Annotated in this window: 19 protein-coding genes and 1 tRNA gene; 9 read left to right on the forward strand and 11 right to left on the reverse strand. The window is 65.4% G+C overall.

Going from position 1 to position 17,641, the window contains the following annotated elements; translation table 11 throughout:
* Positions 1–34 precede the first annotated feature (34 nt).
* A tRNA-Glu gene (locus tag P0X85_RS00445) sits at positions 35–109 on the forward strand.
* 105 nt (positions 110–214) lie between these two features.
* Here the strand turns inward: P0X85_RS00445 and P0X85_RS00450 are convergent.
* The 4 genes from P0X85_RS00450 to P0X85_RS00465 all read right to left on the reverse strand — a co-directional run bounded on the left by P0X85_RS00450 (position 215) and on the right by P0X85_RS00465 (position 3,076).
* Positions 215–475, reverse strand: a complete 261-nt coding sequence (locus P0X85_RS00450) for a DUF6455 family protein (RefSeq protein WP_275806792.1) — start codon at positions 473–475, stop codon at positions 215–217.
* On the reverse strand, positions 475–783 hold the full coding sequence (locus tag P0X85_RS00455; protein ID WP_275806795.1) for a DUF6455 family protein: 309 nt from the start codon (positions 781–783) through the stop codon (positions 475–477). The genes P0X85_RS00450 and P0X85_RS00455 overlap by 1 nt, the downstream gene beginning before the upstream one ends.
* Before the next feature lie 165 nt (positions 784–948).
* Positions 949–2,238, reverse strand: coding sequence for a DUF2254 domain-containing protein (locus tag P0X85_RS00460; RefSeq protein WP_275806799.1), 1,290 nt, complete (start codon positions 2,236–2,238; stop codon positions 949–951).
* Positions 2,239–2,320: 82 nt separating this feature from the next.
* A complete protein-coding gene (locus P0X85_RS00465; protein WP_275806802.1) occupies positions 2,321–3,076 on the reverse strand; it encodes a M48 family metallopeptidase in 756 nt (251 codons plus the stop codon).
* Positions 3,077–3,208: 132 nt separating this feature from the next.
* Between P0X85_RS00465 and P0X85_RS00470 the strand changes: the two genes are divergently transcribed.
* Positions 3,209–3,475 carry a hypothetical protein gene (locus P0X85_RS00470; RefSeq protein ID WP_275806805.1) on the forward strand — a complete coding sequence of 89 codons (267 nt, stop codon included), beginning with the start codon at positions 3,209–3,211 and terminating at the stop codon, positions 3,473–3,475.
* Between the two features lie 4 nt (positions 3,476–3,479).
* Here P0X85_RS00470 and P0X85_RS00475 read toward each other — a convergent pair whose 3' ends face one another.
* A complete protein-coding gene (locus P0X85_RS00475) occupies positions 3,480–3,731 on the reverse strand; it encodes a DUF167 domain-containing protein (RefSeq protein WP_275806808.1) in 252 nt (83 codons plus the stop codon).
* A 102-nt stretch (positions 3,732–3,833) separates the two neighbouring features.
* On the opposite strand from P0X85_RS00475, the gene P0X85_RS00480 reads away from it, so the two are divergent.
* Positions 3,834–4,439 (forward strand): nitroreductase family protein, encoded by a 606-nt coding sequence (locus tag P0X85_RS00480; RefSeq protein WP_275806811.1) that lies wholly within the window; start codon positions 3,834–3,836, stop codon positions 4,437–4,439.
* On the forward strand, positions 4,436–5,134 hold the full coding sequence (locus tag P0X85_RS00485) for an EI24 domain-containing protein (protein WP_275806813.1): 699 nt from the start codon (positions 4,436–4,438) through the stop codon (positions 5,132–5,134). The genes P0X85_RS00480 and P0X85_RS00485 overlap by 4 nt, the downstream gene beginning before the upstream one ends.
* Positions 5,135–5,193: 59 nt before the next feature.
* Here the strand turns inward: P0X85_RS00485 and P0X85_RS00490 are convergent, their stop codons facing one another.
* Both P0X85_RS00490 and mce read right to left on the reverse strand, forming a co-directional pair.
* Positions 5,194–5,463, reverse strand: coding sequence for a DUF1467 family protein (locus tag P0X85_RS00490; RefSeq protein ID WP_275806818.1), 270 nt, complete (start codon positions 5,461–5,463; stop codon positions 5,194–5,196).
* Positions 5,463–5,867, reverse strand: coding sequence for a methylmalonyl-CoA epimerase (gene mce / locus P0X85_RS00495; RefSeq protein WP_275806821.1), 405 nt, complete (start codon positions 5,865–5,867; stop codon positions 5,463–5,465). Before mce ends, P0X85_RS00490 begins: the two co-directional genes overlap by 1 nt.
* A 184-nt stretch (positions 5,868–6,051) precedes the next feature.
* Here mce and P0X85_RS00500 point away from each other — a divergent pair, with 184 nt between their 5' ends.
* Positions 6,052–6,762, forward strand: coding sequence for a response regulator (locus P0X85_RS00500; protein WP_275806824.1), 711 nt, complete (start codon positions 6,052–6,054; stop codon positions 6,760–6,762).
* 1 nt (position 6,763) lies between these two features.
* On the opposite strand, the gene P0X85_RS00505 is transcribed toward P0X85_RS00500, so the two are convergent.
* Positions 6,764–7,480 (reverse strand): GNAT family N-acetyltransferase, encoded by a 717-nt coding sequence (locus P0X85_RS00505; RefSeq protein ID WP_275806827.1) that lies wholly within the window; start codon positions 7,478–7,480, stop codon positions 6,764–6,766.
* A gap of 147 nt (positions 7,481–7,627) precedes the next feature.
* Between P0X85_RS00505 and P0X85_RS00510 the strand changes: the two genes are divergently transcribed.
* On the forward strand, positions 7,628–7,762 hold the full coding sequence (locus P0X85_RS00510; RefSeq protein WP_275806830.1) for a hypothetical protein: 135 nt from the start codon (positions 7,628–7,630) through the stop codon (positions 7,760–7,762).
* Here the strand turns inward: P0X85_RS00510 and P0X85_RS00515 are convergent.
* From P0X85_RS00515 to aspS, 3 genes are all read right to left on the reverse strand, one after another.
* Positions 7,759–9,000 carry a DUF1501 domain-containing protein gene (locus P0X85_RS00515; protein ID WP_275806833.1) on the reverse strand — a complete coding sequence of 414 codons (1,242 nt, stop codon included), beginning with the start codon at positions 8,998–9,000 and terminating at the stop codon, positions 7,759–7,761. The two genes, P0X85_RS00510 and P0X85_RS00515, sit on opposite strands and share 4 nt — an antisense overlap.
* Positions 9,001–9,004: 4 nt before the next feature.
* Positions 9,005–10,378, reverse strand: a complete 1,374-nt coding sequence (locus P0X85_RS00520) for a DUF1800 domain-containing protein (protein ID WP_275806836.1) — start codon at positions 10,376–10,378, stop codon at positions 9,005–9,007.
* A gap of 287 nt (positions 10,379–10,665) precedes the next feature.
* Positions 10,666–12,447, reverse strand: a complete 1,782-nt coding sequence (gene aspS, locus P0X85_RS00525) for an aspartate--tRNA ligase (RefSeq protein WP_275806839.1) — start codon at positions 12,445–12,447, stop codon at positions 10,666–10,668.
* Between the two features lie 219 nt (positions 12,448–12,666).
* Between aspS and carB the strand changes: the two genes are divergently transcribed.
* From carB to P0X85_RS00540, 3 genes are all read left to right on the forward strand, one after another.
* A complete protein-coding gene (carB, locus tag P0X85_RS00530) occupies positions 12,667–15,999 on the forward strand; it encodes a carbamoyl-phosphate synthase large subunit (RefSeq protein WP_275806842.1) in 3,333 nt (1,110 codons plus the stop codon).
* A 102-nt stretch (positions 16,000–16,101) separates the two neighbouring features.
* A complete protein-coding gene (locus tag P0X85_RS00535; RefSeq protein ID WP_275806845.1) occupies positions 16,102–17,175 on the forward strand; it encodes an NAD(P)/FAD-dependent oxidoreductase in 1,074 nt (357 codons plus the stop codon).
* 92 nt (positions 17,176–17,267) lie between these two features.
* Positions 17,268–17,609 carry a carboxymuconolactone decarboxylase family protein gene (locus P0X85_RS00540; RefSeq protein WP_275806848.1) on the forward strand — a complete coding sequence of 114 codons (342 nt, stop codon included), beginning with the start codon at positions 17,268–17,270 and terminating at the stop codon, positions 17,607–17,609.
* The last annotated feature ends 32 nt before the right edge of the window (positions 17,610–17,641 follow it).

Below are 17,641 nucleotides of genomic sequence, written 5' to 3' on the forward strand. Positions count from 1 at the left end.
CACGCCGACGGGGCAACGCCCCAAGCGTCAGAGTGGCCCGTTCGTCTATCGGTTAGGACGCCAGGTTTTCAACCTGGAAAGAGGGGTTCGATTCCCCTACGGGCTGCCACTTCTTCCTGAAATTACGACACAGAAGCCGCCCTGACGGGTAGGTATCCGCATGAGTGCCGTCGACGGATGCGTGGCTTTGGCGGGTCCGGCGGGGCTGCTTGGGCTAGTGCAGCGCGCGCAGCTCGCCAAGGATCGGCGCGTTCGGGCACCAGTCGGGCGCCGACGCCAGAGGGCCGTCATTCTCGGACAGGAAGGCCATGCAGCCCTGCGCCCGTGAGCACCCCCGACACCGCGTGATCAGGTCCGCGAAATCAGCTTGCGTCAGGAATCCGTGATGAATGGACTCGGTGATATTGACACCCAGCCGCCGCGCAAGACCGCGTGTCAGCCAGAAATGCAGATCTATATTCCCTTGCACACCCATCATTGTGCTCCTTCTTCGAGGGTCGGGCTGTCCATCGCCTCCTTCAGGCAGGCCATCAGAAAGCGGTTGTTGCAGTAGTCGGGCGCGGCACATTCCGGCGCCGCGTCAGGATCATCGGCGGCGTGATCGGCCAGCCAGTGCAGGCAGGCGGTGGGATCGTCGCAGCTTGCGCAACTGACCACCGCATCGCGCCAGCCTTCGGAGGAGAACTGTCCCCGGCGCATCGCCTCGGTCAGATCGACACCAAGCGTCTCGGCCATCCGGTTCATGAGCGCGGCATGGCGGTTCAGGGCTCTCGCTCCAAACATGGCAGCTCCTTGCATTTGACCCGTCCGATGCTGCCTGCGACGCCCCGGGCTCACCATGACTTAGATCAAGCCCCCGCGACGCAGCCCCGTTGGCGCAGATTTCCGCCGAGCGCCTGCGGCAGACGCCCGCAAAACAGGCAGGCCGCGCGGTTGCGCTGCGATCTGTCAGGGGGCGGGTGACCCGGCGCTGTGTCGTGCGGCGAGGGCACGGATCTCGGCGCGCTGAGACTCGAGCGGGAGCGCCTCGGCGCTCATCTGCGCGGCCTCTTGGGCAAGCTCTGCCGCGCGCGCGGCAAAGGCCTCGGGCGCGATCCGCGCCAGCGCCCAAAGCGCGTCCTGCAAGCGCCGGGCGACCTCAATCTGCCCCGCCCCATCGCGCGCCATCCCCTCAAAGCCCGCCCCCACCAGCGCATCGCCCGAAAGCGGCGCGAAATGCAGCCGGTCATAGTCCGGCTCCTCTGCGGGGACTGTGACCTGCGGGCGCCACTCGGCGAGGACGCGCACAAGCCGCCCGAGAATGTCGATCGCCGTGCCCGGATCGTTCACCCCCGGCGAGAGCGCGCGCTGGCCGATCTCGGCAAGGGTCGTGAGGCCGAAGCGCGGATCCTGGTGGAAATCGCGGGCATGGTCGATGCTGATCGCATCGCGCACGGCCTCGGTGATACGCGCGCGGGCCTCGGTATCCGTTGGCAGCGCATCGCAGCGCACCAGATCGCTCGCGGGATGGGCAAAGGCGCCCGGCTCGGCAAAGATCCAGAAGCGGCAATCCTCGGCCTCGGCACAGTCCTGCAAGCGGTTCATGTCGATGTGCTGAACATGGCCCGTGCGGGCGGGCGCGATGGGCCAACTCCCCTCGGGGGGCGTGCAGTCCGAATAGGCCCCGAGGCTCGGGCGGGCGGCGCGGTCGAGAATGGCATCGCGCGCGGCGCGCTCCACCCGCCCGATGGTATCGTCGAGACGGCCGAAATCGGTCAGGTGCTGAATCCAGCGCAAGAGCATGGCGACGATGAGCGCGATCACCCCGATGGTGACCGCGAAGAGGATGAGCCGCTCGGAATCGTCGTAAAGGCCGCTCTCGATGGCGATGATACCCACGAGCGCATAGACGAAAGCGCCGATGAAGGTGGCGAGCACGCGCTGTGTGGTCGGATCGGATTGCAGCAGTGCGATGGCGCGCGGCGTGGCCCCCGATTGCGCCGCCCCGAACGCGGTGACCATGATCGAGAGCGAGAAGGTGGTGACCGTGAGCATCGACGTCGCGATGATCTGGAGGATTTGCTCCACCGATCCCGCACCGAGTCGAAAGCCGATCTCGTCAGGGATAAATCGCCCGAACAGAGAAGCGCCCAGCGCGGTCGCCAGCCCGAGCATCCCGAAGGCCGTGACCGGCACCCAAATCTTGCGCAGCGCCCGTTCGAGCCGCCATTTCGCCTTGGACAGGTTCATCCCCCGCATGCCCTCGTTCACGTCGCGCGTAGCGCACTTTCGAGGTCAACGCGCAAAGGCGTGCGCCGGTTCCATGAAAAGAGTGTCCCCCTCAGAGCCGTCCCGCGCGCAGTTCTGCAACGGTGCGGCGGACCTCGTCGATGCGCAACCCATTGGCCGGGTGGGTGCCGAGGAAGGTCTGCCCCGGATCGGGGATGCGGGTGAAGAATTCGGCGCCGCGCAGCGGATCGAATCCCGCGTTCCAGGTGATGATCGTGCCGAGGCGATCGGCCTCAAGCTCGTAGTCCTTGGAATAGGCGCGGCTGCCCACGGCGGCACCGATATTCTGCGCCTCGGAGATGCCGCGCGCATCGGCGCCGTAAGCCGCCGCCAGAACGCCCAGAATCGCAGCGCCCGTGTAGGCGTCTTGCGTCTTGCTTTGCAGATGGCCCGCGATGTGATGCGCGGCCTCATGGCCCATCACGAAGGCCAGTTCATCCTCATTGCGTGCCTCGGCGATGAGCGCGAGGGTAAAGCCGACGATGGGGCGCCCCGAGCGGTCCTCGGTCTGGAAGGCGTTGGCAGGCTGGCCGGGACGGTCATCGACAACGATCTGATAATCGCAATTGCGCCCGCGGGTCCGGGCAAGGCACTCGGCCTCGATCTGCGGTTCCATCGCGCCCGCGACACGCACGAAATTCGCGGCTTGCTGGGTGGGGGACGGCAGAGCGTCCGAGGCTTCGGCCTGCGGTGCAATGGGCGCGGGGCGCATCACGGGCGCCTCGCAGCCCGCAAGAAGCACGAGCAGGAGCGCAGCCCCCAACAGCCCTTTGGGCGCGCGCAGCATCGGAATTGTTGCCTGTAGCATCCTGCCTCCTTGGGCGCGGTGTTTTGAGGACGCAGTTTAAAGCCTGCCCCGGAACGCGAAAAGGGCACGCCGGGCGGCCTCACCAAAATGTTTGCCCTTTCCGGCCCGCGCGGGGCGCGCTAGCATGGGGCCATGTTCACCATCGAGCACGAATTCGACGCCACCGTGATCACCCTCGTCGATGAAGGGGATGATCCGCGTGACTATTTGCAGGAAGACATCAAGATCGAGTCTTTCGAGGAATGTGTCGTGGTGGAGCAGGTCGACGAAAACGACATCGTCCAGCGCATCACCTTCTCGCACGCGCAGTTGCGTGAGCTGGCCGCCGCCCTCAACCTGCCAGAGGGCGTTTATCGCCTGCGCCAGCAGGGCGAGGCGGAGATGCAGGACGACGAGTAAGCCTTTAGGGGTCGATCCGAAACACCTTGTCCCGAGAGGTCTGCCCGCGGATCAGCGTGAGCCGCGACTTGGCCACGCCCAATTCCTTGGCGAGCAGCTTTTGCACGGCGGCATTGGCCTTGCCGTCCTCGGGCACCACGGTGACATAGGCGCGCAAACCGTCCTCGGCCTCGGTGATCCGATTGCGCGAGGCCTTGGGGGTCACGCGAATTGCGATCTCGGCGCCGGGCTGGGCAAGATGGGCAAGGCTGGTCATCCGGAGTTTCTAGCGCGCGGCGGGCGGGCTGAAAAGGCGCGCGGGTTGAAGTCGGGGCGCGGCTGACCGATATGTCAGGCAGAACAACCACAGGACAGGCGCATGAGCATCGAACCGGGCCAGATCAATCCCGCCCTCCCCAACCCCGCCGCGATGGAATTTCTGCTGACCCGGCGCTCGCGCCCGGCCAAGACGCTGACACTTCCGGTGCCGGATCGCGATCAGCTTAGCCCGATTCTTCAGGCCGCTGCGCGCACGCCCGATCATGGCAAGCTGGAACCGTGGCGCTTCATCGTCCTGAGCCGCCCCGCGCTCGAACGTCTCGCGGCGCAGGCGACGGCAGGGGCCGAGGCCGCAGGGCTCGCGCCCGATCTGGTCACCAAGGCGGGCTTGCAGTTTTCCGACAGTCACCTCTGCGTTGCGGTGGTTTCCGTGCCGCGTTCGACCGAGAAAGTGCCAGAAATCGAACAAACGCTCTCTGTGGGGGCTGTTTGCCTGTCGCTGCTGAATGCGGCGCTTGCATCCGGTTGGGGCGCGAACTGGCTCTCTGGCTGGGCCGCGCATGATGCGGGTTTCGGGCGCGAAGCGCTTGGGCTTCGGCCGGGGGAATGGGTTGCGGGCTTTGTCCATATCGGCACCGAGGGCATCGCCCCGCCCGAGCGCCCGCGCCCTGATCTTGATGCCATCACCGATTGGGTGGATGCATGATCTTTACCGCGTTCTTTCGCGCGATCGGCGACCTGTTCGAAGGGCATTCGATCAAGGTGCTCGCCAAGGGCGTCGGGCTCGCGCTGGCGCTGCTGATCGCGGCCTATATCGTGGTGGCGAAACTCGTGGGCTTCCTCGTGCCGGACACGCTCACCCTGCCCTTCATCGGCCCGGTAACCTGGGTCGAGGATCTGGCAAGCTGGGGCTCGGTTCTGCTGATGATGGTGCTCTCGGTGTTCCTGATGGCGCCGGTCGCGTCGGCCTTTATCGGGCTGTTCATCGAGGAGGTGGCGGATGCCGTCGAGGATCGTCACTACCCCAACCTGCCCGCGCTGACCGACAAGCCGCTGTCGCAGACAATCTCGGAATCGATCAAGTTCTTCGGCGTCGTGCTGGGCGCGAACCTGATCGCGCTGGCGCTCATGGTGATCCCGCTCTTCTGGCCGTTTGCGCCGTTCATCTTTACCGGGGTCAACGGCTACCTGCTGGGGCGCGAATATTTCCAGATGGTTGCACTGCGCCGGATGAACCCGCCCGAGGCCAAGGCGCTGTTCGAGCGGCACAAGCTGACCATCGTGACAGCGGGTGTTCTGATGGCGATCCCGCTGGCGGTGCCGGTGGTGAACCTTGTGGTCCCGGTACTGGGCGCGGCGAGTTTCACCCACCTCTACCATCAGATCGTGCGGCGGCGCTGACCCAATGAAAACGGCGCGCGAGGGGGCCTCGCGCGCCGTTTCTTTTCGGTGGTCGGGGCTTAGCGATCCAGTCGCCCGAACCAGTCGATATCGTGCAGCGTCACCATGCCCGACAGGATGACCGTGGCGATGATTGCCCAGAGCACGACCGACACTGCCGTCGTGATCTTCACCTTCTTCTTCAGATGCGCCTCATGCGGAGCACCGGCGGGCGTGCCATGCACGATCTCGCCGACATCGCCCTGCGTGCGCAGGCGCAGCGGCAGGACGAGGAAAAACACCATGAACCAGATCACGGCAAAAAGGACGATCCCGCCGGTGAGGTTCATCAGACCTGCTCCAGCTCCACGAGGCAGCCGTTGAAGTCCTTGGGATGCAGGAACAGCACGGGCTTGCCATGCGCGCCGATCTTCGGCTCGCCGGTGCCGAGGACGCGCGCGCCTTCGGCCTTGAGCTTGTCACGCGCGGCAAGGATGTCATCGACCTCGTAGCAGATGTGGTGGATGCCGCCGGCGGGGTTCTTTTCAAGGAAGCCCGCGATCGGGGAGTTCTCGCCCAGCGGGTAGAGCAGCTCGATCTTGGTGTTGGGCAGTTCGATGAATACGACGGTCACACCGTGATCCGGTTCATCCTGGGGCGCGCCGACATTCGCGCCAAGGGTATTGCGGTATTGCGCCGATGCAGCGTCCAGATCCGGAACGGCAATGGCGACATGGTTCAAACGTCCGATCATGAGTTGGGCCTCCTCTCACTCGTTCCTCTTGGCTTTAGGGGGGGGGCGCGGCTGATGCAAGTCTTGGGCGCATTCCCGGCCCGGCGGAGTGCGTGAAACTGCCGCGTGAGGGCAATTAACGCTTCGTTAGGCAAGGCTGCGCTTAACTCGGGAAGACCGATTCTTCCGCGAAAGGTGTCCCGCCATGACCGATGATCTGAATGCCCTGCTCTCTCACCCCGCCGCCAGCGCCGCGCGTCCGCTGACCGGCCTCACCGTTCTGGTGGTGGAGGATAGCCGCTTCGCATCCGAAGCGATGCGGCTTTTGTGCCTGCGCTCGGGGGCGCGCATTCGGCGGGCGGATTGCCTGCGCTCGGCGCATCGGCATCTGGCGACCTATCGGCCTGGGGTGGTGATCGTGGATATGGGGCTGCCCGACGGGTCGGGGGCCGATCTCATCCGGGAGATCAAGGCGATGCAGGCCCCGGTGCCGGTCGTGCTGGGCACCTCTGGCGAGAGCGGGCTGGAGGCAGAGGCGCTGGCAGCCGGGGCGGATGGCTTCATGCCGAAGCCGCTTGAAAGCCTCGCGCAGTTTCAGCAGACGATCCTTGCCGCGCTACCCGATGAGCGTCGCCCGCAAGGGCTTTATGCGCTCAGCGATGCGGTGATCGCGCCCGATCCGATCGCGCTTCAGGACGACCTGCATCACATGGCCGAGGTGCTCTCGGATGCGAGCAGCCCGGCACAGTTCGGCTATGTCGCGCAGTTTCTGGCAGGCGTGGCCCGTTCCGCCCATGATCCGGCGCTGGAAACCGCGGCAGAGGCTGTCGGACGCGATGGCGGCCCCTCGCCCGAGGCCGTGTCGCATCTGTCTTCGCTAATGCAGGACCGGATTGCAGCCGGGGCGCGGTTCTGAGCTAGCCTGCCCGCTCTGCAAGAAGCGGATCGGAATGCGCCCGCACAAGCCGCGTAAGATCCGACAGACGTTCGATCTGGCGCCCGTCTGCGTCGAAATTCGATGGCGCGAGCCACGCCTCATAGGCAGCCTGAAGCCCCGGCCACTCCGCATCGATCGCGGCAAACCAGGCTGTGTCCCGGTTGCGCCCCTTAACGACGGCGGCCTGCCGGAAAACCCCCTCGAAGCTCAGGCCCAGACGCTCGGCCGCGCGCCGGGACGGCAGGTTGAGCGCATCGCATTTCCACTCGAAGCGACGATAGCCCGCCTCGAACGCCCAACCGATCAGGCGCATCATCGCCTCACTCGACGCGCGCGTCCCCTGCAATCCCGGCGAAAGGCAGATATGACCAAGCTCGATAGAGCCAGCCTCGGGTGTGATCCGCATCAACGCCATGACACCGCCCGGCCGACCGGTTTCAAGGTCGATCACCGTGAAAAAACAGGGATCGCTCAGCGCCGCCATGTCCTTGACCCAGCGGATATAGGCGGGTTCGGAAACGAAGGGGCCGTAGGGCAGGTAATCCCAGATTGCGTCGTCGGTGGCGTTTGCGCGAAAGAGCCCGTGGGCATGGGCCTCACTCAACCGCTCCAAACGCATGTAACGCCCGGACAGGCTGTCGATTTCCGGCCTCACGGGCTGCGTCCAGCCCGGCAGCTCCACTCCGAATTTGCGCATACTCATCACCGACCTGGCTTGTTTCGCGCCACGCTAGCGCAGGGCGGACCGGGGCGCAATTGCCCCCAAAGCGCGCCAAAGCCATCCAATTCCTGCCGCATTTCGAAGCGATTCTACCAAGGTCAAAGCTGCCAAGAGACACAGAAGATGAAGCACCGCATCACCCGCATGATCGAGAATGAGCGCCTTGTGAACGCGACGCATTGGGCCGTGTTCAGCCTTGGCGCGCTGGCGCTCGGCGCCTCGCTGACCGCGACGGCGCTCAACCTGCTCTCCGCTTAAAGCAGGAACCCCGGGTCCGCGCCCAGATCGAGCCCCGGGAAGATCGACTCCTCCACCAGCGCCCGGTCCGCGCCGAACATCGCGCGCAAGGCCCAGCCCGCATAGGACCGGATATCCGCCGTGGGCATAAGATCGCGCCGGTCATAAAGATCAGCCTCCGCCAGCCCCGGCCAGCGCCCATAGACGCGCCCGCCGCGCAACGCGCCCCCGGCCATCACCATCGCACCGCCCGTCCCGTGATCTGTCCCGCGCGTGCCGTTCTCGCGCAGCGTGCGCCCGAATTCGGTCATCGCGAGCACCAGCGTCTCCCCCCAAACTGCCCCCAAGTGCGCGCGCAGCGTCAGAATCGCCGCCGAGAGACTGGCTGCCGGTCCCCGGATCAGCCCGGCTTGCCCGCGATGCGTGTCCCAGCCGTTGATCGAAAAGGCCGCGATTCGGGTCTCGCCGCGCAGCCGCTCGGCGGTGAATTCGGCCAGCGCCTCGATGCTGCGGGTGGCCGCCTGACGGGCGGGCGACTGTGCGGAGGACATCATCGACGGCTCTATCTCGGCCTCGCCCTCATCTTCTGGCACAGCCATGGCCGGGTCGTCCGCGTCGGTGATCCGCATCGCCTCGAGCGCGGCTTCGCGGAACAGTGGATCGTCGTGATAGACGTGATCGAGCAGCGCCCGCCCCTGCCCGGACAACGTAAGCCTCGCCTCGGGCGCCCATGACATCGAGGGGGCCGCGCCCGCGAGGATCGGGAGTTCCTGCTCGCCCACGGAAAACGCGGTTTCGGCCCGCGCGCCCGGCATGGATTGCAGCAGCCGGTTCAGCCAGCCATCGCGCCGCATCTCACCCGGCACATCGAGACCGGTCCCCGCTTCGAGCATATCCTGCCCGTCGAAATGCGAGCGCTTGTCCCGATAAGGCGTGGAGACGGCCTGCGCAAAGCCCAACTCCCCCGCCGACCAGAGCGGCATCAGATCGCTCAGAAGCGGGCTGAGCGCGAAGAAGCCGTCCAGATCATGCGCCCCCGCCTCAGGCCCGATGGCAAAGCCTGGACGTGCGGCGCGCAGGTTCGGGTCGCCATAGGGTTGGACCATGTCCAGTCCGTCCATCGCGCCCCGCAGGATGATGACAACCAACCGCCGATCACCCGGAGCAGCCGCCAGCGTGACCGAAGACATGAGCGGATGCGCCGCCGCCGAACAGCCGAGGATCGCCGAGCCTTGCAGGAAAATGCGTCTGGAAATCATACCGTTACCTCCGGGAGAACTCTGGCGAGACGAGCACGAGCGCGATCGCCTCATGGCGCGCCTCGGCGCGGGGCACGGCAAAACGCAGCGCCTCGGAGGCACGGGCGCCCAGTGCCTGCTCGACGAAATCGCGCGGGTCGGGCAGCTTGGGCAGGATTTGCCTTGGGGCGGCCAGCGCCCATTGAATGCGGGCGGCCAATTGCTGCGGCGCGATCCAGGCCTCGGCCTCTTCGGGCCAGCCATCCGGCCCCGGCGCGCCGAGCCAGCGCTGCCCCATCACGCGCAGCGGCCAATAGACGTGACGCCGCATCTGCGCCGGATCGAGCGCCATCACGTCGGCCCCCGTAAGGCCTAGCGCACGCAGTGAGGCCGCGATGAATTCGAGCGGCTGGCGCAGTTTCGCACCCAAATCGGATTGCGCCTCGGGATGGGTGAGCAAGACCTCATAGACCGGCAAGAGGGCGCCGTCTTGAGCCAGATACCGCTCGGCCATCGCCGCCACGAGATCGGGCGCAGGATCGGAGCCGATGAAATGGGCCGCCAGCTTATGGGACAGGTGCCGCGCCGTATCGGGGTGCAATGCCAACGCGTCGAGCGCCTCGAAGATCGGTGCCAGCGTCGCCGGGTCGCCCCCGTAACGCACGCCCAGAACCTGCTCCGCCCCCGGCTCGGCGAGATCGGGGTTGAAAAAGAACCCCTCCTCGCCATTGGCGCGCATCCCGGTGAAGAGTTCCGCCAGTTGGCGCACGTCATCTTGGGTGTAGCTGCCCCCGACGCCGAGCGTGTGCAGCTCCATCACCTCGCGCGCGAGGTTCTCGTTCAGCCCGAGTTGGCGCTGCGGTTTCTTTTGCGCGAGGCGGGAATTCGGCCCAACGGAATTCACCTGATCGAGATAGTGCAGCATCATCGGATGCGTTACCGCCGCGCGCAGCATGTCTGGAAAACGGCCCGTGAGATGCGGACGGAGCGCTGTTTCGGCATGGCTCACGGCGAGGCTTTGCTCCAGCAGACGGCGGCTGCGGATGGTGAAATGGTCGCTCCAGAACCCCATGAGCCGCTCGCGCAGGCCCGTCGGGTCTTCGACCCCGCGGGCAAGCGTGATTTGCAGGCTGCCGATGAGCGCCTCGTGAAGGCTTTGCTTGTGACGCTTGAAGGCAGGCCCTACGGCATCGGGATCGTCCCGTTCGGCCCGCTTCAGGCGCAGAAATTCCCGCTGCATTTCGAGCGCTTGCGCCAGACCCATCCCCGGCCAGCGCGCAGCGAGATGATCCTCGCCGCGCAAAGCCGCGAGCACGGCGTCCGGGCTGTCTGACGGGGCCTGATGGGGCGACAGGCCATAGCCGAAGCGAAAGGCGGAAATCTCGGAAAAGGCGGGCACTGGCGACTCCTGTCACGATCCGCCCCGGCGAAGCGGCGCGATCCTTGCGGTCAGTATTGCGCAAGCGCGCGGCGCGGCAAGCACACAAATACGTCACCGAAAGCCACCCGGCGGAGCCTCGCCGGCAAAGAAAAAGGGGGCGCTGCCCCCTCTGGCGCTTTGCGCCATTCACCCCCGGGATATTTGCGGCAGACTGACAGGCAAGCGGGTTGGCTTCCAATCGCTCAAAATATCCCGGGGGAGGCCGAAGGCCGGGGGCAGAGCCCCCTCTTCGTGGCCGCCCCCGATCAGTCCTGCGGGATCACTCGCAGCGACAGTTCGCGCAGCTGTTCGTTGGTGGGTTCCGAAGGCGCGCCCATCATCAGGTCTTCGGCGCGCTGGTTCATCGGGAACATGATGACTTCGCGGATGTTCGCCTCATCCGCGAGCAGCATCACGATCCGGTCGATACCCGCCGCGCAGCCACCGTGGGGCGGGGCGCCGTATTTGAACGCCTTGACCATGCCGCCAAAGCGTTTTTCAACTTCGGAGGCCGGGTAGCCGGCAATCTCGAAGGCCTTGTACATGATCTCGAGCTTGTGGTTCCGGATTGCGCCGGACACGAGTTCGTAGCCGTTGCAGGCGAGGTCATATTGGTAGCCGAGCACGTCGAGCGGGTCGCCCGAGAGCGCCTCCATGCCACCTTGCGGCATCGAGAACGGGTTGTGCGAGAAGTCCACCTTGCCCTCGTCGTCCTTCTCATACATCGGGAAGTCGACGATCCATGCGAATTTGAACTGATCCTTGTCGGCCAGACCTAGCTCGTCGCCGATCACGTTGCGCGCACGCCCCGCGACCGCTTCGAAGCTCTCGGGTTTGCCGCCGAGGAAGAAGGCCGCGTCGCCCACGCCAAGACCAAGCTGCTGGCGGATCGCCTCGGTGCGCTCGGGGCCGATATTTTTCGCCAGCGGACCAGCGGCTTCCATGCCCGAGCCATCCTCGGCCTCGCGCCAGAAGATATAGCCCATCCCCGGCAGGCCCTGCTCTTGCGCGAATTTGTTCATCCGGTCGCAGAACTTGCGCGAGCCGCCGGTCGGCGCGGGGATCGCGCGAATTTCGGTGCCGTCTTGCTCCAGGAGCTTGGCGAAGATCGCAAAGCCCGAGCCGGCGAAATGCTCCGAGACGACCTGCATCTCGATCGGGTTGCGCAGGTCGGGCTTGTCGGAGCCGTATTTCAGCAGCGCCTCGGCATAGGGGATGCGCGGCCAGTCGCTATCGACGCGGCGCCCGCCACCGAACTCTTCGAAGAGGCCCTGAATCACCGGTTGGATCGCGGCGAAAATGTCCTCTTGCTCGACGAAGCTCATTTCGAGGTCGAGCTGGTAGAAGTCGGTCGGGCTCCGGTCGGCGCGCGGGTCTTCGTCACGGAAGCAGGGCGCGATCTGGAAGTATTTGTCGAAACCGCCCACCATGATGAGCTGCTTGAACTGCTGCGGTGCCTGCGGCAGCGCGTAGAACTTGCCCGGATGCAGGCGCGAGGGCACGAGGAAGTCGCGCGCGCCCTCGGGCGAGGAGGCCGTGATGATCGGGGTCTGGAACTCGGTGAAGCCGCTGTCCCACATGCGGTTGCGCAGCGAGCGGACCACGTTCGAGCGCAGCATGATGTTGTGGTGCAGGCTCTCGCGGCGCAGGTCGAGGAAGCGGTAGGCCAGACGGGTTTCCTCGGGGTAGTCCTGATCGCCAAAGACCGGGAGCGGCAATTCGCCCTCGACCGCGCCCAGCACTTCGATCTCGCGGACATAGACCTCGATCTCGCCGGTCGGGATCTTGGGGTTGATCAGGCTTTCGTCGCGGCGCTTCACGGTGCCGTCGATGCGGATCACCCATTCCGAGCGCACGCTTTCCATCGCCTTGAACGCGTCCGAGTCGCCATCGCAGAGCACCTGTGTCATGCCGTAATGGTCGCGCAGATCGATGAACAGGACCCCGCCATGATCGCGCACACGATGGACCCAGCCCGCAAGACGGACGGTTTCCCCCGCGTTGGCAGCAGTCAGATCGGCGCAGGTATGGCTGCGATAGGCGTGCATATGGCTCCCCTTTTCTGGGCCCGAGTTCGTCATTCGGCCCGATCAACAGCGAGCCGACGCCAAAGTCAAGCGCACCGCTCCAAAAACCCAAGAGGAAAAGCGCGAGGGGCGGCTTTTCGGGCCTTGCGCCGGGCGGCTTGATGGCTATAACCCCCATCAATTTGCGCGCGCCCTTCCGGGCTGCGGGCTTTCTGCTGCCAAACATCGCCGGGGGTCACCATGCCGAAGAGAACAGACATCAAGTCCATCCTCATCATCGGTGCCGGGCCCATTGTGATCGGCCAGGCCTGCGAGTTCGACTACTCGGGCGCGCAAGCCTGTAAGGCGCTTCGCGAAGAGGGCTACCGCGTCATCCTCGTGAACTCGAACCCCGCGACGATCATGACCGACCCGGAAATGGCGGACGCGACCTATATCGAGCCGATCACCCCCGAAGTCGTCGCCAAGATCATCGAGAAAGAACGCCCCGACGCGCTCTTGCCCACCATGGGCGGGCAGACCGGCCTCAACACCTCGCTCGCGCTGGCCGATATGGGGGTGTTGGAGAAGTTCGGCGTCGAGATGATCGGTGCCAAGCGCGAGGCCATCGAGATGGCCGAAGACCGCAAGCTGTTCCGCGAGGCGATGGACCGCCTCGGCATTGAAAACCCCAAGGCCACGATTGTCACCGCGCCGAAACTGCCCAACGGCAAATACGACATCAACGCGGGCGTGGCGCAGGCAATGGCCGAGCTTGACCATATCGGCCTGCCCGCAATCATCCGACCCGCCTTTACGCTGGGCGGCACCGGCGGCGGCGTCGCCTATAACCGTGACGACTACGAAGCGATCTGCCGCTCGGGCCTCGATGCCTCGCCGATGGCGCAGATCCTCGTCGATGAATCGCTTCTGGGCTGGAAAGAATACGAGATGGAGGTCGTGCGCGACAAAGCGGACAACGCCATCATCGTCTGCTCCATCGAAAATATCGACCCGATGGGCGTGCACACGGGCGACAGTATCACCGTGGCGCCGGCGCTCACGCTCACCGACAAGGAATACCAGATCATGCGCAACGGCTCGATCGCCGTTTTGCGCGAGATCGGGGTCGAAACCGGCGGGTCGAACGTGCAATGGGCGATCAACCCGAAAGACGGCCGCATGGTCGTGATCGAGATGAACCCGCGCGTGTCGCGCTCTTCGGCACTGGCGTCCAAGGCCACCGGCTTCCCGATCGCCAAGATCGCCGCGAAACTGGCCATCGGCTACACGCTCGACGAGCTGGACAATGACATCACCAAGGTCACGCCCGCCTCGTTCGAGCCGACCATCGACTATGTCGTGACGAAAATCCCGCGCTTCGCCTTCGAGAAGTTCCCCGGTTCCAAGCCGGAACTGACCACGGCGATGAAATCGGTGGGCGAAGCGATGGCCATTGGCCGCACCTTCCACGAATCGGTGCAAAAGGCGCTGGCCTCGATGGAAACCGGTCTCACCGGTTTTGACGAGATCGAGATCGAGGGCGCGCCCGACAAGGCCGCCGTCATCAAGGCGATCTCGGTGCAGACCCCGGACCGTCTGCGCCTGATCGCGCAGGCGATGCGTCACGGGCTGAGCGATGACGAGATCATCGCCGCGACCAGCTTCGATCCTTGGTTCCTCTCCCGCATCCGCGAAATCGTTGAGATGGAAGCCAGCATCCGCAAGAACGGCTTGCCGCTCGACGAAAAGGGGCTGCGCGCGCTCAAGATGATGGGCTTCACCGATGCCCGTCTGGCCGCGCTGACCGGCCGCGACGAGGCACAGGTTCGCCGTGCGCGGCGCAACCTCGGCGTCACCGCCGTGTTCAAGCGCATCGACACCTGCGCCGCCGAGTTCGAGGCGCAGACGCCTTATATGTATTCGACCTACGAAGCCCCCGCGATGGGCGATGTCGAATGCGAGGCGCGCCCCTCGGATCGCAAGAAGGTCGTAATCCTCGGCGGTGGTCCGAACCGGATCGGCCAGGGGATCGAGTTCGACTATTGCTGCTGTCACGCCTGTTTCGCGCTGACCAATGCGGGCTATGAGACCATCATGGTCAACTGTAACCCGGAGACGGTTTCGACCGACTACGACACCTCGGATCGCCTTTACTTCGAGCCGCTCACGCTCGAGCATGTGCTCGAAATCCTGCGCGTAGAGCAAGAGAACGGCACGCTGCATGGCGTCATCGTCCAGTTTGGCGGCCAGACGCCGCTGAAACTTGCCAATGCGCTCGAAGCCGAAGGCATCCCGATCCTCGGCACGACGCCGGACGCGATCGACCTCGCCGAGGACCGCGAGCGGTTCCAGGCGCTCCTGAACGATCTGGAGCTGAAGCAACCGGTCAACGGCATCGCCCATTCCGACGCCGAAGCCTTTGAAATCGCGGGCCGCGTGGGCTACCCGCTGGTGATCCGCCCGTCCTATGTTCTGGGCGGTCGAGCGATGGAAATTGTGCGCGATCTCGACCAGCTCAAGCGCTACATCACCACCGCCGTGGTCGTTTCGGGCGACAGCCCGGTGCTGCTCGACAGCTATCTGGCGGGCGCGATCGAGGTGGATGTGGACGCGCTCAGCGACGGCAAGACCGTGCATGTCGCGGGCATCATGCAGCATATCGAAGAGGCGGGCGTCCACTCGGGCGACAGTGCCTGCTCGCTGCCGCCCTACTCGCTCTCAGCCGAAACCATCGCGGAACTCAAGGCGCAGACCGTCAAACTCGCGCTCGGGCTGAACGTGGTTGGCCTGATGAACGTGCAATTCGCAATCAAGGACGGCGTGATCTACGTGCTCGAAGTGAACCCGCGCGCCTCGCGCACGGTGCCCTTCGTCGCCAAGGCGACCGACTCGGCGATTGCCTCGATCGCTGCGCGTCTGATGGCGGGTGAGCCGATGGAGAACTTCCCCGCCCGCGCGCCCTACCCCGAGAATGTCGGCCCCGAGGACAACCTCCCCTATGCCGACCCGCTGACGCTGGCCGATCCGAACACGCCGTGGTTCTCGGTCAAGGAGGCAGTGCTGCCCTTCGCCCGTTTCCCGGGCGTGGATACGCTGCTCGGGCCGGAGATGCGCTCGACCGGCGAGGTCATGGGCTGGGACCGCAACTTCCCGCGCGCCTTCCTCAAGGCGCAGCTGGGCGCTGGCACCGTCCTGCCGAAAGCGGGGGCCGTGTTCTTCTCGATCAAGGATGCCGACAAGTCGGACGAGCTGGCCGATGCTGCGCGTGATCTGATCGAGATGGGCTTCTCGATCATCGCGACCCGTGGCACCGCCGCATGGCTGGCCGAGAAGGGTGTCGCGGCAGAGGCCGTGCTCAAGGTCTATGAGGGCCGTCCGAACATCGTGGACCGTCTGAAGAACGGCGAAGTGCAGCTTGTCTTCAACACCACCGATGGCAGTCAGGCGATCTCGGATTCGCGTGAAATCCGTTCCGTCGCGCTCTATGATAAGATCCCCTATTTCACCACCGCCGCCGCCTCCATCGCCGCCGTCGCCGCGATGAAATCGCGGGCCGAAGGCGAGATCGGCGTGCGCCCGCTGCAAGCCTGATCCGGGCCACAAACCACACGAAGGGCCACCCGCCGGGTGGCCCTTTTGCATTGTGCAAGATGGGCCTTCACTCGGCCTCGGCGCCGTGCCACTCTGCGCGCCATGACACATGATTTCCTGATCATCGGCGGGGGCATCGCGGGAATTTCCGCTGCGGCCCGCCTCGCGCCGCTCGGCTCGGTCCTTCTGCTCGAAGCCGAGGATAATTTCGCCTATCACGCCTCGGGACGCTCCGCCGCGCTCTATGAGCCGCGCTACGGCAATCCGGCTGTGGTCGCGCTTTCGATGGCCTCGAACGACTTCTTTCAGGCGTCGGGCACGCTGAGCCCGCGCGGGCTCATGTTCATCGACACCCCCGATCAGCGCGCCCGGTTCGAGCAAAGCGTTAAGGCCTTTGATCTCGATCCCCTCTCGGTCGAGGAGGCGCGCGCGATCGTGCCGATCCTGAACCCGGAAGTGGTGGGGCTCGCGGCCTATGCGCGCCATGCTTGGGATGTCGATACCGACCTGCTGATCCAGAATTTCCTGCGCGAGGCCCGCGCGCATGGGGCGGAGACCCGCAGCCGCGCGCCGGTCCGTGCGATCCGCCAGATCACGGGCGGCTGGGCGGTTGAGACCCCCGAAGGCACGCATGAGGCGCGGATCATCGTGAACGCGGCGGGGGCCTGGGCCGATCCGGTGGCGGAGATGGCAGGCCTCGCGCCGCTCGGCATTCAGCCCTATCGCCGCTCTATGGCGCGCCTGCCCGCACCCGGTGGCCATGACGTCTCGGGCTGGCCGATGCTGATCGGCGGGGCCGAGGATTGGTATGCCAAGCCCGATGCGGGGGCACTGATCGTCTCGCCCGCCGAGGAAGACCCGATGACCCCGCATGACGCCTTTGCGGACGATATGGTGCTGGCCGAGGGCCTTGCGCGCTATGAAGAGATGGTCACCGAACCCGTCACGCGGCTTCTGAGCAACTGGGCCGGTCTGCGCAGCTTTGCCCCCGACCGGGTGCCGGTCATCGGCTTTGCGCCCGATGCGCCCGGGTTCTTCTGGCTTGCGGGACAGGGCGGATATGGGTTCCAGACCTGCCCCGCCGCCTGTCAGCTTGTTGCCGACCTGATCGGCGGGCGGGCGCCTGATCTGCCGCCCGAGATCGTCGCCTCGCTGTCGCCCGCGCGCTTCGCCTGACATTCGAAAAGCTGCATCTGATTGATGCACATCAAGGCCCGCCGGGGCGATCCGTGCGACAGGGAATAATCCCTTTCGAACAGGAGAACCCCATGAGCTACAAAGAGAAAATCGGCGAAATGCGCAATGAGTTGCGCGTCATGTACAAGACCATCCCCGACGCGACCGCCGGGTTCGGCGTGCTGTCGAAGGCGGTAAAAGAAAACGGTCCGCTCGACGTCAAGACCAAGGAATTCATCGCGCTCGGCATGGCGGTCGTGCTGCGCTGCGAGCCCTGCATCATGTTCCACGTCGAGGCGTTGATGAAGGCCGGCGGCACCCGCGAGGAACTGGGTGATGTGCTGGCGATGGCGATCCAGATGGGTGGCGGGCCTGGCGTCATGTATGCGGGCCACGCGCTGGCTTGCTGGGACGAGCTCGCGGGCGAGGCCTGATCCGATCCCAACATTCTATCTGTGACAGGCCC

The organism is Pseudothioclava nitratireducens (assembly GCF_029210495.1).
Lineage (GTDB): Bacteria > Pseudomonadota > Alphaproteobacteria > Rhodobacterales > Rhodobacteraceae > Pseudothioclava > Pseudothioclava nitratireducens.